Annotated in this window: 13 protein-coding genes and 2 pseudogenes; 8 read left to right on the top strand and 7 right to left on the bottom strand. The window is 53.2% G+C overall.

The genetic code is table 11. The features are described from left to right. Positions 1-70 precede the first annotated feature (70 nt). Positions 71-208, bottom strand: a pseudogene (locus tag IV04_RS27130) (hypothetical protein); the annotation flags it as partial. A gap of 107 nt (positions 209-315) precedes the next feature. Here IV04_RS27130 and arcA point away from each other — a divergent pair. Further along, complete coding sequence (gene arcA, locus IV04_RS16495; protein ID WP_037398567.1) at positions 316-1,032, top strand: two-component system response regulator ArcA; 717 nt, start codon at positions 316-318, stop codon at positions 1,030-1,032. A 49-nt stretch (positions 1,033-1,081) separates the two neighbouring features. Here the strand turns inward: arcA and creA are convergent, their stop codons facing one another. After that, complete coding sequence (gene creA / locus IV04_RS16490; RefSeq protein WP_037398571.1) at positions 1,082-1,561, bottom strand: protein CreA; 480 nt, start codon at positions 1,559-1,561, stop codon at positions 1,082-1,084. A 341-nt stretch (positions 1,562-1,902) separates the two neighbouring features. On the opposite strand from creA, the gene robA reads away from it, so the two are divergent. After that, on the top strand, positions 1,903-2,772 hold the full coding sequence (robA, locus tag IV04_RS16485) for an MDR efflux pump AcrAB transcriptional activator RobA (RefSeq protein WP_037398574.1): 870 nt from the start codon (positions 1,903-1,905) through the stop codon (positions 2,770-2,772). On the opposite strand, the gene gpmB is transcribed toward robA, so the two are convergent. After that, positions 2,769-3,416 carry a 2,3-diphosphoglycerate-dependent phosphoglycerate mutase GpmB gene (gene gpmB, locus IV04_RS16480; RefSeq protein WP_037398577.1) on the bottom strand — a complete coding sequence of 216 codons (648 nt, stop codon included), beginning with the start codon at positions 3,414-3,416 and terminating at the stop codon, positions 2,769-2,771. The genes robA and gpmB overlap by 4 nt on opposite strands. Positions 3,417-3,517: 101 nt before the next feature. Between gpmB and yjjX the strand changes: the two genes are divergently transcribed. Next, complete coding sequence (gene yjjX / locus IV04_RS16475; RefSeq protein ID WP_037398580.1) at positions 3,518-4,060, top strand: inosine/xanthosine triphosphatase; 543 nt, start codon at positions 3,518-3,520, stop codon at positions 4,058-4,060. A gap of 16 nt (positions 4,061-4,076) precedes the next feature. Here yjjX and trpR read toward each other — a convergent pair whose 3' ends face one another. Together trpR and sltY are read right to left on the bottom strand one after the other, a co-directional pair. Beyond that, positions 4,077-4,406: a trp operon repressor gene (gene trpR / locus IV04_RS16470; RefSeq protein ID WP_037398582.1), complete on the bottom strand. Its 330-nt coding sequence runs from the start codon at positions 4,404-4,406 to the stop codon at positions 4,077-4,079. 89 nt (positions 4,407-4,495) lie between these two features. Further along, positions 4,496-6,415 carry a murein transglycosylase gene (sltY, locus tag IV04_RS16465; protein WP_037398585.1) on the bottom strand — a complete coding sequence of 640 codons (1,920 nt, stop codon included), beginning with the start codon at positions 6,413-6,415 and terminating at the stop codon, positions 4,496-4,498. Positions 6,416-6,798: 383 nt separating this feature from the next. On the opposite strand from sltY, the gene IV04_RS16460 reads away from it, so the two are divergent. From IV04_RS16460 to IV04_RS16445, 5 genes and pseudogenes are all read left to right on the top strand, one after another. Further along, positions 6,799-9,528 (top strand): cation-transporting P-type ATPase, encoded by a 2,730-nt coding sequence (locus IV04_RS16460; RefSeq protein WP_037398588.1) that lies wholly within the window; start codon positions 6,799-6,801, stop codon positions 9,526-9,528. A 176-nt stretch (positions 9,529-9,704) separates the two neighbouring features. Continuing rightward, positions 9,705-10,421, top strand: coding sequence for a bifunctional 2-polyprenyl-6-hydroxyphenol methylase/3-demethylubiquinol 3-O-methyltransferase UbiG (locus IV04_RS16455; protein WP_037398591.1), 717 nt, complete (start codon positions 9,705-9,707; stop codon positions 10,419-10,421). 378 nt (positions 10,422-10,799) lie between these two features. Further along, positions 10,800-11,035: pseudogene (locus IV04_RS26835) on the top strand (integrase); the annotation flags it as partial. Positions 11,036-11,083: 48 nt separating this feature from the next. After that, positions 11,084-12,751: an energy-dependent translational throttle protein EttA gene (ettA, locus tag IV04_RS16450; RefSeq protein ID WP_037398593.1), complete on the top strand. Its 1,668-nt coding sequence runs from the start codon at positions 11,084-11,086 to the stop codon at positions 12,749-12,751. Between the two features lie 126 nt (positions 12,752-12,877). Continuing rightward, positions 12,878-13,879: a zinc-binding alcohol dehydrogenase family protein gene (locus tag IV04_RS16445; RefSeq protein WP_037398596.1), complete on the top strand. Its 1,002-nt coding sequence runs from the start codon at positions 12,878-12,880 to the stop codon at positions 13,877-13,879. 33 nt (positions 13,880-13,912) lie between these two features. Here IV04_RS16445 and nadR read toward each other — a convergent pair whose 3' ends face one another. Then, positions 13,913-15,178, bottom strand: coding sequence for a multifunctional transcriptional regulator/nicotinamide-nucleotide adenylyltransferase/ribosylnicotinamide kinase NadR (gene nadR / locus IV04_RS16440; RefSeq protein ID WP_037398600.1), 1,266 nt, complete (start codon positions 15,176-15,178; stop codon positions 13,913-13,915). 59 nt (positions 15,179-15,237) lie between these two features. Beyond that, the gene (radA, locus tag IV04_RS16435; protein WP_037398603.1) at positions 15,238-16,623 is read right to left on the bottom strand and encodes a DNA repair protein RadA; all 1,386 of its coding nucleotides are present in this window, start codon (positions 16,621-16,623) and stop codon (positions 15,238-15,240) included. Positions 16,624-16,625: the final 2 nt, after the last annotated feature.

Below are 16,625 nucleotides of genomic sequence, written 5' to 3'. Positions count from 1 at the left end.
GTGCTAGAATTGAATTTGATATATGTCAACAAAGCGTAGTTTTGTTGGGTGATGAATTCGGCACGCACTGTTATATTGCTGTTAATAGGGTTAGGATATGCGCCGTTTTGGCATCATTTGGGAATGCTGATAACAGCGTCTCCTCCAAGCTAGCGATCTTGTTGACATTGATGGAAAGTGCATCAAGAACGAGTTTACGTACTTTAGTCGTTTGACCATTGAGGGAATGTGAGCGGTATCTCTGCCCTCCAAGAAGAATACAAAGACTTCTGTACTTCCTATTTTCTATTTTGTTGGCAATTTTAGGTAGCAAATATGCAGACCCCGCACATTCTGATTGTCGAAGACGAGTTAGTCACTCGTAACACCCTGAAGAGCATTTTCGAGGCGGAAGGCTACGTTGTTCATGAAGCCAATGATGGTGCAGAAATGCATAACATCCTGTCTGAAAATGATATCAACCTGGTTATCATGGATATCAACCTGCCGGGCAAGAACGGCCTACTGCTGGCACGCGAACTGCGTGAACAAGCCAGCGTAGCGTTAATGTTCCTGACTGGCCGTGATAACGAAGTGGATAAAATCCTTGGCCTGGAAATTGGTGCTGATGATTACATCACCAAACCTTTCAACCCGCGCGAACTGACTATCCGTGCGCGCAACCTGCTGTCACGCACCATGAATCTGGGTAGCGTCGGTGAAGAACGCAAGCTGGTTGAAAGCTATAAGTTCAACGGCTGGGAACTGGACATCAACAGCCGCTCGCTGATCGGTCCGGCAGGTGAACAATACAAACTGCCACGCAGCGAATTCCGCGCCATGCTGCACTTCTGTGAAAACCCGGGCAAAATCCAATCCCGTGGCGAGTTACTGAAGAAGATGACCGGTCGCGAGCTGAAACCACACGATCGTACCGTAGACGTCACCATCCGCCGCATTCGTAAGCACTTCGAATCGACGCCGGATACACCGGAGATCATTGCCACCATTCATGGTGAAGGTTACCGCTTCTGCGGCGATCTGGAAGAATAACGGCTGCAACGGTTGAGTTTGGGGTTCAGGATACTGAACCCCTTTTGCTTTATCTGGCTTCGCCCCATGGGATGATTGGCACCGCGCTCAACGCGTTCTTCGGGGAGCCCTCAATCACTTTGTCTGAATAGGTCAAATACACCAGCGCATTGCGTTTGGCATCATAAAAACGCACGACCTGCAGCTTTTTGAACACCAGTGAAGTCCGTTTCTGGAACACCACGGTGCCTTCCGATTTACCATTCTTAATCTTGTCGCTCAAGGCAATCGGCCCAACCTGCTGGCAGGAAATGGCGGCATCCGAGGTATCCTCTGCCAACCCGAGCCCGCCCTTTAACCCGCCGGTTTTTGCCCTGCTGATATAACAGGTTACATTTTTAACGTCAGGATCATCGAACGCTTCAACCACGATTTTGTGGTCTGGGCCAAACAGCTTAAATACCGTATCGACGGAGCCCACCTGTTCCGCCTGTGCACTACCGATAGCAGCGCAAGCGAGGCTAAAGCAGAATATCCATCCTTTTTTCATTCACTTAACTCCTAGAGAACAGCCTAAGGGAAAACGAGGCACTCATGAAGAACGCTGATGTTTTACGTCACAGATAAGGGATTTTCTCGGCCCAAGTCGCCATTTTTAACACAGCGCGGAGAAAAAATCTTTGGGAGTCGCAGAGTAAAAAAGTTGCTATTATGCGGCGTTATCGTTTCTTTGTGCCCGCTATTGCATTCCCTCCCACGCAGCCTCCCGGCGCAGAGAGAGGGGCATGCGTGCAGTGCAACTGATTAATGAATGAGTCAGTTAGCATCAGGTACCAGCGTGATAAATTAAATCGTTCGGGTTACGACCCCACAGTTTTACGAGGAAGATCTATGGATCAAGCCGGTATCATTCGTGATCTGCTTAGCTGGCTGGAAAGCCATTTGGACCAACCTTTGTCACTGGACAACGTGGCCGCAAAAGCGGGTTACTCTAAATGGCATCTACAACGGATGTTCAAAGATATCACTGGTCATGCCATCGGCGCTTACATCCGCGCCAGACGGCTATCCAAAGCCGCTGTCGCATTACGCTTAACCAGCCGCCCGATTCTGGATATTGCCCTACAATATCGCTTTGATTCACAGCAGACGTTCACCCGCGCGTTCAAAAAACAATTTGCTCAAACCCCAGCCTTGTATCGCCGCCTGGAAGACTGGAGCGCTTTCGGTATCTGTCCACCAATACGTTTGGGGGCCTTCACCTTGCCAAAGCCGGAGTTTGTCACTCAGCCGGAACAGCACCTGATTGGCCTGACCCAGAGCTACTCCTGCAACCTGGAGCAAATCTCCAATTTCCGTAATGAGCTGCGTGCGCAGTTCTGGTGTCAGTTTCTGGGTGAGGCGGAAACCCTGCCACCAGTGCTGTACGGCCTGCACCATTCGCGGCCCAACCCAGAAAGAGACGATGAACAGGAAGTGCTGTATACCACCGCACTGGAACCGAACCACGTTCCGGCGAACGCGCAGGAAGGCCAGCCCGTGATACTGCCGGGTGGCGAGTATGTCAGGTTTAACTATCAGGGGCCAAGCTCGGGCCTGCAGGACTTTATCCTGATGCTGTATGGCACTTGCCTACCGGCGCTCGAACTGACGCGCCGTAAAGGCCATGATATTGAGCGCTTTTATCCGCAGAGTGACCGCAGACCGCCGCAAGCATCGACCGAGATCAAGTGTGATTACCTGATCCCGATCCGGCGTTAGCGTTGCAGTTCGTCCAACGCTGGCATGCTCAGATGCGAGACATCACCTGCGGTTTCGACGATCCAGCCAGAAGCCAGCCATGGGCTTTGCTGATAATCGACGCGTGACAGTGAACAGTTACGCAAACGCAGGCGACGCTCTGCATAGGCTGGCAACCCCAGCACGGTGCTTATCAGGCAACCCAATGCGATACCGTGGCTGACGAGCAACGGCTTGCTGCCTGGCGGCAACTGCAGGCAGCTTTCCAGCGCAGCACGCATGCGCACGCCTAACTCCACCATGGATTCACCTTGAGGAATACGGCCATCAGCAGTACCATCGACCATCTGTTTACGCCACTGCTCTTCCTGTGGCGTCAGGCTGTCGATCAGGCGCTCCTCCAGCACCCCCATATGCAGCTCGCGCAACCGAACATCATTAATCACGTCACAACCACACGCCTCAGCAATAATTTGTGCGGTGCGACGAGTGCGGCCCAGATCGCTGGTAATCACGTGCGTAATGCCTTCAAGGCACACGCGATTGGCAACCTGTTGTGCCTGATATTCACCTGTGGCGGTTAATGGGCTGTCGGACTGGCCTTGAATACGGCGTGCCGCGTTCCATTCCGTTTCACCATGGCGAACAAGGTATACCTGTAACATGTTTGTTTTCCGTTATACTGCGTGAAACTTGAGTTTATCTGCGCCCGGCGGCCACTTATAACGGCGCCTGACGTATCGGCTAGAAGGATATTAGACCCGTTATGTACCATGTTATTGCTGCAACTACCAACCCGGCAAAGATTAAGGCTATTCAACTGGCCTTTGAAGATACTTTTGGCGAAGGCCAGTGCCGCATCGAGTCCGTCGACGTCGCCAGCGGAGTCTCAATGCAGCCAATAGGCAATGTCGAAACGCGTACCGGTGCCCGGCAGCGGGTAATGGAAGCACGGCAAGTGCGGCCAGAAGCCGATTTTTGGGTTGGTGTAGAAGCCGGGATCGAAGAAAACATGACCTTCGCCTGGATGACGATAGAAAACCCACAAACCCGTGGTGAATCGCGTTCTGCCAGCCTGATGCTGCCAGAAGCTATTTTACAGGGAATCCGAGCTGGTCGCGAACTGGGCAGTGAAATGGCAGAGCTGACGGGCAATACCGAGGTCAAACGCCAAGGCGGCGCGATCGGTATTTTCACTGATGGCAGGCTGAGCCGCACCAGCGTTTACCATCAGGCATTGCTGTTGGCACTGGTGCCATTCCACAACCCGATTTATCGCAACCACACTAGCAATACACCGCATCAATAAATCCGCTGAGGTGATGCTATTGTGCATCGCCCAGCAACTGCTGCTCCAACCACTGCTTCAGCGCTGGAGATGCCGCTTTAAGGCTGTTTGAACCACGGGTAATGGTGGCAATCCCTGCACCCAATTCATTCTTCAATTCGCGCTGACTCATTTCACCACGCATCAATTCCTGAATGATCCGCACACGTGTCCCGAGTGCGGTGCGTTCATCCGGTGTCAAAAGCAGTTGCATCAGTTGTTGATGCAAGTCTTGGGCAAACGAACTTTGCAACAGCGCCACAAAGCGCAGCCAATCGTCATTGCCTTGTTCGGAGAGGGCGGGATCGTTGAGTGATAATTGCGTCATGGCAGCCACCATACTATTAAACTAGTACGAGAGCATAACATATCCCCACTGGCCGACCAAACTCAGGCCAGCAGGGCATGCCTTCAACATCAATAGCGCCGTTGCCACTCCGCATCGGTCAACACTTTGGCCGGGCGATGCATAAAGTAACGGTAAAATGCGTCGTAAGCCAAAACGTTCTTCACATAAGAACGGGTTTCCGAGAATGGAATACTTTCGACAAACGCCACCGCATCAACGCGGCCATCGGTGTTACCCAACCAGGTATTCACCCGCGATGGGCCAGCGTTATACGCAGCCGAAGATAAAATACGGTTGCGGCCAAATTGCTGGTATACCGACTCAAGGTAACTGGTACCAATGTTGATGTTGGTTTGAGGATCAAACAGTTGACTCGGGCTGGCATACCCGGGAATACCGTACATCTGCACCGTATGCTGAGCGGTACGCGGCATCACCTGCATTAACCCGGATGCGCCCACGGGTGATTGGGCTTTCGGGTTCCAGGCGCTTTCCTGCCGGGCAATCGCCATGGCATAGCTTGGCGTAATACCTTTGTCCTCGGTGGCGCGATGGAAGTCCTGCGACCATGCCATCGGGAAACGTTCCTCCAGATGATCCCACAGTTTGGCGACAATGGTAGCCTGTACGCTCAGGTCGGCCCATTTCTGTTCAAACGCATAGCGCGCTAAAGCTTCCTGCTCCGGCTTGCTGCGGCTGGCGACAAATGAACCCCATTCGCTGCGCGCCAGGTTATCCATATTCCAGTACATCAGTTCACGCACGCGGGCAATTTCCGGGCCATTCACCAAAGCAGCGCTAGGCTTGGTGGCGGCTAGCACCTTGATCGGGTAAGGCGTATTCAGTTTTTGTGCCGCTACCATGGGGTAAAAACCGCGCTCATTCATCAGGCTACGCAGTATTTGCTCCCCTTCGCTGCGCTGACCGTCGTCAATCAGTTGACTGGCCTGCCAGTAACGCCATTCGTCTTTATTACGCGACTCTTCCGGTAAACGTGCCAACCAGGTTTTCACCCCGGCACGATCGCCAACCCCGAGCGCCATACGCACCCTGCGCTCCAGCAGCGCTGGGGACTGGCTGCGCAAGATCACCTGATCGCGCCACTGAGTCTGCTCAAAAGTGGCATCGCTACCCATCAGGCGCCAGGCCACCGCTTCTTCCAGCTCCAGTTTCTCGCTGTCACTCATTTTCTGCAAACGGGCCAGGGTTGGGATCATCGCACGAGCACTTTCCGCATCCTGACGCGCCAGGCGGGCGAAAACGATACTGGTAGCCGAACGGGTAAAGTCGGTTGGGCCAACGCTACGGGCAAAGGATTCCACCGTGGTTGGATCATTCTGCAAGCGCACCAAAGCATCGCCCATGGTCTGATAACTAGCGGGTAGCTGGCGATACAGGTAGTTCACCAGGCTGCTGTTACCCTCGGCCAGTGCCAGCTTCATACGCGCCAACGTGTTGAGCGGCGTTTGCTTGCCAGCCGCCTGCCAAACACCGAACAGCTTGTCACAGGAACCTGGCAAGGTTTTACCGCTCAACCAGATCTCGTCTGCACCACTCCAGGCAGCCTGCTGATCGCCGGTCACCCATTTGGCGTAATAGTAATTACAACGCGCCGCAACCGGCTTTGGTGCCTGCGGGCTGAATGTCAGCAGCGTGCGCCAGTCCTCGCGGCTTGCCAATTCATTGACAAAGCGGGCTGACAACGATTGGGCTGGTGGCAACGTTGGGTGCATCTGCAGGAATTGGCTCACCTGCGCAACGCTGGCCGTCGAAAGATCCTGCGTCAGCTGCCGGTATTCCAGATACGGATACAGTGGGTAATCCCGCAGCGTCGGCATCAATTGCTGCACGACCGCTGTCTGATTACTGTCCCAAGCCTGTTTGACTTGCAGGTAACGCTGACGCTGGGCATCCAAAGAGTCCGCCAGTGTTGCACCAGAAAATGCAGTGAGACACAGGCCCAATGCCAAAAGCCGCCATTTATCCATACTTACTCTTTCCTTACTGGGTTGTCTTGCCAAGAAGCTCTGCACCACGGCAGCACTTGATATCTATCATAGACAGCAGAAACGCCTATCCATTCATTACAGTATAAGAAGTTTACTGCTTCAGGGGGGTGCATTATGCAGCAGTCGCGCTCCCCCTGATAATGTTGATAACTCACCTGATTATCTGCACTTTTTTCATCACACAAAATGTGTGGTGTTCTATAGTTTTCTTAAGCTGCGGCCAATAACTTACCCACAGAGATATTGAAAATCATCAACATCCACACCTGCATAACAACAAAGCAAGGGATATCAAACCCGGCAAAAGGGCTGCCAACGCCAGTGGGAATACAGATTCAATTTACGTTTAGGAGATGCGTTAAATGTCAACACATACCCCCCATGAGCACCATGCTCCCATTACACCGGAGAAAGCATGGTATCAGTATGATATCAAAGAGACTCTTCAGCATTTAGACAGCCAGCCCGAAGGCCTGAGTGAGCAAGAGGCCACAGCGCGCCTGGCAAAATTCGGCCCCAACGCGCTGCCTGAAAAAGCCGGGAAAAGCGCCTTTATGCGCTTTATTGCCCACTTCAAAGATGTGCTGATTTATATCCTGCTGGCTGCGGCGTTTCTTAAGGCAGTGATGGGCCACTGGATCGATACCGTAGTTATTCTGGGCGTTGCTGTCATCAATGCTCTGATCGGTTTCGTACAGGAAAACAGCGCCGAGAAATCACTGAAAGGCATTCAGAACATGCTTTCCAGCCAGGCGCTTGTGGTACGTGACGGGATTAATCATACGGTGAATGCTGAAGACCTGGTACCCGGCGATATCGTGTTGCTGCGCCCTGGGGACAGAATCCCAGCAGACCTGCGCCTGTTGGAATCGCACAACCTGCAGGTGGAAGAAGCGATCCTGACCGGTGAATCAACCGTGGTCTCCAAACAAACCGATGCAATCGCTGAAGAAGTCATGATTGGCGATCGTACCAACCTGCTGTTTTCCGGCACCACCATCAGCGCCGGGAACGCCAAAGGCGTGGTCATCGCCACGGGTGGCCACACCGAACTCGGCCATATCAGCGAGATGATTTCCACCGTTGAAACCCAGCGCACCCCATTGCTGCAACAAATGGATCGTCTGGGCAAAGGGATCTTTATCCTGATTCTGGTGATGATGGTGCTGTTGGGGCTGTTTGCCTTAACGCTGCGCGATATGCCGATCGGGGAATTACTGCTGGCGTTAATCAGCCTGGCAGTGGCCTCGGTGCCAGAGGGTCTGCCCGCGATCATTTCGATCATTCTGTCGCTGGGCGTGCAGGCGATGGCGCGCAACCGTGCGATCATCCGCAAACTGCCAACGGTAGAAACCCTTGGCTCAATGACGGTGATCTGTTCCGACAAAACCGGCACCCTGACCATGAACGAAATGACGGCGAAAAACGTCATCATGGCCGACCACGCCTTCCGCGTAGAAGGCGAAAGTTATCAACCCACCGGCGGCATTTTCTTCGCCGACAGCAACAAACAGGCGCGGGTACAGGATATCCCTACGCTGGCCCAGTTCATCACCGCCATTACTCTGTGTAACGACAGCCAGGTGAAACAGGACGACAGTGGCCGCTGGATCATCACCGGCAGCCCGACCGAAGGTGCGTTGAAAGTGTTGGCGATGAAAGCCGAGTTGGCGATCGGCGAAGCCCGCCAACTGGCGAAGATCCCGTTCGATTCCAGCTATAAATACATGGCAGTGCGCAGCCAGGTGGCGGGTAAAAATCAGGTGTTCCTCACCGGTGCCCCCGATGTGTTGTTCTCGCTGTGCGAGTTGGAACTGACCGAATCCGGCATCAAACCGTTCCGCCGCGACTACTGGGAACAGGAGATGTCACGCTTTGCCGAACAAGGCTTGCGTATGGTGGCTGCCGCCAGCAAAACCGCGCCAGATGACGCGGTGGAACTGGGTCATGACGATATCCGCCAGCAGATGGTGTTTATCGGTATCGCCGGGGTGATGGATCCACCTCGTCCTGAAGCGATTGCAGCGATCGCAGAATGCCAGCAGGCCGGTATCCGCGTGAAGATGATCACAGGCGATCACCAGACCACCGCCATGGCTATCGGTGCCATGCTCGGTATTGGCAACAGCCAGGACTCCATCACCGGTAACCAGTTGGAGCATATGGATGATAAAGCGCTGGCAGAAGCCGCAGCGCACTACGATATCTTTGCCCGCACCAGCCCGGAACACAAACTGCGCCTGGTGAAAGCGTTGCAGAACCGGGGTGAAGTGGTCGGCATGACCGGCGACGGGGTCAACGATGCGCCAGCACTGAAACAGGCTGATGTCGGTATCGCCATGGGGATCAAAGGCACCGAGGTCACCAAAGAAGCCGCTGATATGGTCTTGACCGACGATAACTTCGCCACCATCGCCAGTGCGGTGAAAGAAGGCCGCCGGGTGTATGACAACCTGAAAAAAACCATCCTGTTCGTGCTCCCCACCAACCTGGCGCAGGGTCTGTTGATCATCATCGCCATTCTGGCGGGTGCGATACTGCCGTTAACCCCGATCCAGATCCTGTGGATGAACATGGCCACTTCAACCACCCTGTCGTTCGGCCTGGCGTATGAACCGGCTGAGAAAGGATTGATGCACCGTAAACCACGCGTGCCTGGCAGCAACGTGCTGGATCTGCATGCCATCTGGCGCATCGGCTTTGTCGGTATTCTGATCGCTATCAGCGCCTTCATACTGGAAGCCTGGATGGCACCACGCGGCTACAGCAGCGAATTCATCCGCACCGTGTTGCTGCAAACCCTGGTGACCGCGCAATGGGTTTACATGTTCAACTGCCGCACCGCCGATCGCTTCCCGTTGAATCGTCAGGTGTTTATGAACAAAGGCCTGTGGCTGGTGAGTGGCGTGTTGCTGCTGTTGCAGATGGCTATCATCTATCTGCCATTCATGAACTCGCTGTTCGGTACCGCACCATTGCCGCTGTTCTACTGGGGCATCACACTGCTGATTGCGATCGCGCTGTTCCTGATTGTGGAAGTTGAGAAATGGGTTATCGTCCGTATCCGGGCGAACCGCAAACCAGCAGCATAATCCCTGCATCCGCTTGAACTCAGCGCCCGGCACACTCTGCCGGGCGTTTTCTTTCTGCCTCTCCCAAAGAAAACCATTTTTATGCTATATAGACCTTATTACATGCAGGCATTGAAAAAAAAAACTCTGACATTTATAGTGTGTTGACTAAGTTGATTTTCATGAATGAGTCGATAATGTCATATTCAAGCATTACGTTTTTGGATAAAAATCCAATAAAAAGAGCTTTACAGAGAAAAAGGCTTGTTATCGCACTATCCAGCTATACACCTTCTGATTCTGAAAGGATAATGCATGTTTGTGATTTTGGTTCAGGTAATGGGGAGCTTTTGAAACTAGTCCCTGAAGGGAACACGTTACTAACGTGTTATGAACCGTCACCCGAGCTAATTGAACAAGCAAAAGAAAATTTGTCAAACGTAAAAAATGTGTCATTTACACAAGATGTAAACTCTATTCCATCCTCAAGCATGGATTATGTCTTTTGTTTGGAGGTTTTTGAACACTTACCTAATAATGAAACCATAGAGGCGTTAAGAGACATTACACGCATATTGAAAAATGATGGGAAATTAATAATTGGCGTTCCTGTTGAAATTGGTTTTCCAGCCATATACAAGGGCTTATTCCGCCTAACGCGTCGGAGAAATACTTTCGACACAAAAATATCACACATAATTTCAGCCACCCTAAAAAACCCTCCCAAAAACAGGCCTGTCGGAAAAATAACCTCCAATTTTAATTTTCACTTTGACCATATGGGATTTGATTACCGAGTTCTCAAATTATCATTAAAAGAGCATTTTCATATATCAAGGATATTTTACAGCCCCTATAACCTAATGTCATGCTTTATGCCGGAAGTTTATTTTGAAGTTAGTTTAAAAAAATGAAGAATACTCAAACTCCTGGCCAAAAATAGTACCTATTATCACAAATAGCCAAACAGATTGTTTTCAAGATAAGATTTAATCGTTGTGAGTTGGTATCTAGTACTTTTGATATATCTGGAGTATGAAGTAGAAATCCTAACTACTCCCATGCAAACATCAGAGATGTCAAGAAATTTTTAATATCTATAATACTCCTCGAAAAATCTTAATATAACTCCCCCCCTTGAATCTATTGACTAGTCAGTCTATAGATTCATTGAGAATAATCAGGGGTCTATTAAAAATGTGAGCGACCGTTCCCTTTTCTTAGCTGTGATTACATCAGTGGGAGGTTCACAAAACGATGCTGGATGTCACTGCTCTTCAAATGCAAACATTGATAACTGGGATAAAACATTGAAACGGGCTAAACTACGGCATCGTAAGGCGTACCAGTCTCGCCATACTTATGTGTGCTGGTCATTATCTGCTGGAGCTAATCCTGCGTTTATTTCAACACAGATGGGCATACCTCGACGCAGAGGCTGTTTAATGTGTACGACGACTGGATACCAGATCACAATACTGGCCAACTAGCACTGTTAAATTCAAAGTTAAGCAAAAATGCCCCATGAGAAGAGTGGGACATCATAAACACTAGTAACTAAGAGGCTCGGAGCAACGTGGCTCAATACGTCTATACCATGCATCGCGTCGGCAAAGTGGTTCCGCCGAAGCGTCATATTCTGAAAAATATCTCCCTGAGTTTTTTCCCTGGGGCCAAAATTGGCGTGCTGGGCCTGAACGGCGCCGGTAAATCCACCCTGCTGCGCATTATGGCCGGCATCGATACCGATATCGAAGGGGAAGCGCGCCCACAACCGGGTATCAAGATTGGCTATCTGCCACAGGAACCGCAGCTCAACCTGGAACATACCGTGCGCGAGTCGGTAGAAGAAGCGTTGGCAGAAGTGGTGGGGGCTCTGAAACGCCTTGATGAAGTGTATGCACTGTACGCGGAAGAAGGGGCTGATTTCGACAAATTGGCTGCAGAACAGGGCCGCTTGGAAGAGATCATTCAGGCTCACGATGGCCACAACCTCAACACCCAGCTTGAGCGCGCCGCCGATGCGCTGCGCCTGCCGGAATGGGACGCCAAAATCGCCAACCTTTCCGGTGGTGAACGCCGCCGCGTTGCGCTGTGCCGCCTGCTGCTGGAAAAACCGGACATGCTGCTGCTGGACGAACCCACCAACCACCTGGATGCTGAATCCGTGGCCTGGCTGGAGCGCTTCCTGCACGACTTCGAAGGCACCGTAGTGGCGATCACCCACGACCGTTACTTCCTCGACAACGTCGCGGGTTGGATCCTCGAGCTGGACCGTGGCGAGGGTATTCCGTGGGAAGGTAACTACTCTTCCTGGCTGGAGCAGAAAGACGCCCGTCTGGCACAGGAAGCTTCTGCCGAAGCCGCTCGCCGCAAGTCGATTGAGAAAGAGCTGGAGTGGGTGCGTCAAGGCGCTAAAGGCCGTCAGTCTAAGGGTAAAGCCCGTCTGGCACGCTTTGAAGAACTCAACAGCACCGAATACCAGAAACGTAACGAAACCAACGAACTGTTTATCCCACCGGGCGCACGCCTGGGCGATAAAGTGGTGGAAGTCAGCAACCTGCGCAAATCTTACGGCGATCGCCTGTTGATCGACGATCTCTCCTTCTCGGTACCGAAGGGCGCGATTGTCGGCATTATCGGCCCGAACGGCGCAGGTAAGTCTACCCTGTTCCGCATGATGTCCGGTCAGGAACAGCCTGATTCCGGTAGCATCACGCTGGGTGATACCGTCAAGCTGGCGTCTGTCGATCAGTTCCGCGACAGCATGGATAATTCCAAAACCGTGTGGGAAGAAGTTTCCGGCGGTCAGGACATCATGCGCATCGGCAACACCGAAATGCCAAGCCGTGCTTACGTTGGCCGCTTTAACTTCAAGGGTGTCGATCAGGGCAAACGCGTTGGTGAGCTGTCCGGTGGTGAACGTGGCCGTCTGCACTTAGCCAAGCTGCTGCAGGTTGGCGGCAACGTGCTGCTGCTCGATGAACCGACCAACGACCTGGATATCGAAACCCTGCGCGCGCTGGAAAACGCCTTACTGGAATTCCCAGGCTGCGCCATGGTGATCTCGCACGACCGCTGGTTCCTTGACCGTATTGCCACCCACATTCTGGATTATCAGGATGAAGGCAAAATTGAATTCTTCGAAGGTAACTTTACCGAATACGAAGAGTACAAAAAGCGCACTCTGGGTGCCGAAGCGTTGGAACCCCGCCGCATCAAGTACAAAAGAGTCACCAAGTAACCTGATTCAGCCCGCACTCTGCGGGCTTTTTCTTATCCCTACGCATCATCTGCACTGAAACAAACCCGCACCGGACTATATTATCCGCCGGAGAGATTAAAGGCATTCATTCGAAGGAGCAGCATCATGTCAATCAAGGCCATTGCCGTCGATCCACAAAATCCCGCCCGCTTTATCGAGATCGCGCCAGAACAGCCCACGCCGGGCCAGTACGATCTGCTGGTGGAGGTGAAAGCCGTTTCCGTTAACCCGGTCGATACCAAGGTCCATGCTAACCTGCAGAAAAATGGCCTACAGCAACCACGCATTCTCGGCTGGGATGCCAGCGGCGTGGTGCTGGCAGTCGGCAGCCACGTCACGGGGTTCAAGCCGGGTGATGAGGTGTGGTATGCCGGGGATATTACCCGCCCTGGCAGCAACAGCACTCAACAACTGATCGACTCACGTATTAGTGCGCACAAACCGCGCACGCTGAACTGGGCCGAAGCCGCCGCCATGCCGCTGACCGCCCTCACAGCCTGGGAAGCGCTGTTTGAACATTTGCAGATCCAGGATGCGACAGCAGATAAAACGTTGCTGATCATCGGCGGAGCCGGTGGCGTGGGCTCACTGGCGATCCCATTGGCCGCACAGCGCAGTAAAGTGAAAGTGATTGCCACCGCGTCACGTGCGGAGTCTGCCGCCTGGTGCCGCGAGCGCGGTGCCGAACTGGTGGTGGATTACCGCGATCTGCAAGCCAATCTGGCCAAAGAGGGCATCAAGCACGTCGATTATATTCTGTGCCTGAATGATACCGACGGCCACTGGCCAGCCATCAGCGAGTTGATCGCTCCGCTGGGCCATATCTGCACCATCGTAGAGAACAGCCAGCCGCTGGATCAGAACGCGCTGAAGCTGAAAAGCGCCGCGCTGCATTGGGAATTTATGTTTACCCGCAGCATGTTTAATACGCCGGATATCGCCCAGCAAGGGGAAATCCTCAAGCAAATGGCGCAACTGCTGGATGCCGGGAAACTGACCACCACGCTGAGCGAAACACTGCATGGCCTGACGGTGGAAACGGTCGCCGCTGCTCATACCAAGCTGTTGCAAGGCCATATGCAGGGTAAGTTGGTGATTGTTTACTAACGATTTCAGGGCGCAGCCTGCTGCGCCCTTCTTTCAACGCAACAGGGGGGAAACGCCCACCAACCGGCTGGCATCTGCCGCCAGCAGTTGCTTGACCAGTTCAACGCAACGCAGGAAGCGCTCCTCATAGTCGCTGGATTCTACGTGTACATATTCAATGTTATTAGCACGCAGCATCTCTTCCAACAGGCGCTGAAACGCTTTGCGATCGACCGAACTCCCCAGGCTACGCAGACCATCAGCCACCCACGGCGTATTGTTCTCCAGCAGGATCACCAGATCGAAACGGTACTCGTCGATCAACGCCTGCACAAACGGGTGCTCGCGCCCTTCGTATTTCTTGCAGAACGCCTGAGTGGTCACAAAATCGGTGTCAATAAACGCCACTTTGTTGGCGTATTTCACCGCAAAATCCACATACTGCGCCTGCCCAAGCGCAATCTTGTCGTAATCGGAATACTGTAGCGCCATCTCGTCACCACCCAGGTGGGAGAACACATAATCACGGCCATATTCCCAGGCGCTGGTGGTATTGAAGATATTCGCCAGCTTGTTCACCAGCGTGGATTTACCGCTGGATTCACCGCCTAAAATCGCCACGGTGCGCACAAAGAACGGTTTCACTTCGGTCGGGATATAGTCCCAGTAGCGGAACGGATCCTGGCGGATCTGGCGGCCGCTGATGTTCATGAACGAACGCTCGGGATCTACCAGAATGGTTTCGATATCCAAGTGTTCACGATAGCGCGGTGCATCCTGCTCTTCGCTGGAATAGATAAAGCTCGGCACGATGCCCTTCTGTTCCATAAAGTGCTTCATACCATTACTCCACACATCCCAGCCGTGCGGATAAGGTTCAATGCCCTTTTCGTCGAAGGAGTGAATGTGGATGTTTTTTTGGTATTTGAAGGTTTGCAGCAGCCAGCGCAGGCGATCGCTGACCGTCGGCTGCTGTGACATCGAACTGTTCTCGAACAGTTCACGATCGCGCGGCTCGTCATGACACAGGATCACGTGCAGCTCGTCTACCTGGCTGCAGGCACGTTGGATCAGATAAATATGGCCAGTGTGCAACGGGTAAAATTTACCAAACACCACACCGACTTTTTTCTCGCGGCGCGGGAATTCCAGCCCGAGAAAACGGTGTACCGCTTCCAGCTTTTGCGCACTGGGGCTTTTGATTTTGTCGTTCAGCAGTTGGCTAAGGTAGCCTTTGGTCATCCTACTGGCATCGGCCACCTGTTGTAAGGTACAACCTTTTTGCTTAATTGCTGCTTTCAGGTAATCGAACTGCCGCATAACCCCTCCTGTTTAATATGCTAAACAAAATAGCATATTCTACCCGCCCTTGGACACTGCTAAAGCTCATCCAGAATGCTCAAGGCATCCGCCAGTTTCTTCACGCCGAACACCTGCATATTCGCTGGTGACTTTTTCGGCACGTTGGCATGCGGCACGATAGCGCGTTTGAAGCCGTGTTTTGCCGCCTCGGAGATACGCTCCTGGCCGCTTGGCACCGGGCGGATCTCCCCTGCCAGCCCGACTTCGCCAAACACCACCAAGTCGTCAGGCAACGGACGATCGCGGAAACTGGACACCAGCGCCAGCAACAACGCCAGATCGGCGCTGGTTTCACTGACCTTCACGCCGCCCACCACGTTGACGAACACATCCTGATCGGACATCTGCAATCCACCGTGGCGATGCAGCACCGCCAGCAGGATCGCCAAACGGTTCTGCTCCAGCCCCACCGCTACGCGGCGCGGGTTGGCCATCATCGAGTGATCCACCAGCGCCTGAATCTCTACCAACAGCGGGCGTGTGCCTTCCCACACCACCATCACCGAACTGCCGGAGGTGACTTCATCGCCACGGCTGAGGAAGATGGCGGAAGGGTTGCTGACTTCACGCAGGCCCTGTTCGGTCATGGCGAATACGCCCAGCTCATTCACCGCGCCAAAGCGGTTTTTGTGGCTGCGCAAGGTACGGAAACGGGAGTCGGCATCGCCGTCGAGCAATACCGAGCAGTCGATACAGTGTTCCAACACTTTTGGCCCGGCCAGCGAACCGTCTTTCGTCACGTGGCCGACCATCACGATCGCCACGCCGCGCGTTTTGGCAAAGCGCGTCAGGTAAGCGGCGGTTTCACGCACCTGCGCCACGCTGCCCGGCGAAGACTGGATATCCGCCATATGCATCACCTGGATCGAGTCGATCACCATCAGCTTTGGCTGTTCCTGCTCAGCGATCAGGCAAATTTGCTCAATGCTGGTTTCCGACAGCATATTCAGGCCGCCGGTTGGCAAGCCCAAACGGTGAGCACGCATCGCCACCTGTTGCAGCGATTCTTCGCCAGTGACATACAGGGTTTTCATCTGTTCGGAAAGTTTGCACAGCACTTGCAGCAGCAGGGTACTTTTACCCGCCCCAGGGTTGCCGCCGATCAGAATGGCGCTGCCCGGCACCACTCCACCGCCCAGCACGCGGTCAAACTCGAGGAAGCCGGTAGAGAAGCGCGGTAACGCTTCCAGGCTGATGTCCGACAGCTTCTGCACCCGGCTGACGCCCGCATCACCGGCATAACCACTGAAGCGCTCGGTACGGGCAGAAGATGCAGATACCGCAGCCAGGCGCACTTCCGTAATGGTGTTCCAGGCATGGCAAGCACTGCACTGCCCCTGCCAGCGCGGATAATCAGCCCCGCATTCATTACAGACAAACGCCCGTTTTACTGCTTTAGCCACGA

This window comes from Serratia sp. Ag1, from assembly GCF_000743355.1.
Lineage (GTDB): Bacteria > Pseudomonadota > Gammaproteobacteria > Enterobacterales > Enterobacteriaceae > Chania.
Note: the sequence above shows the minus strand (reverse complement) of the source record. Positions and strands in the feature narration are given on the sequence as shown.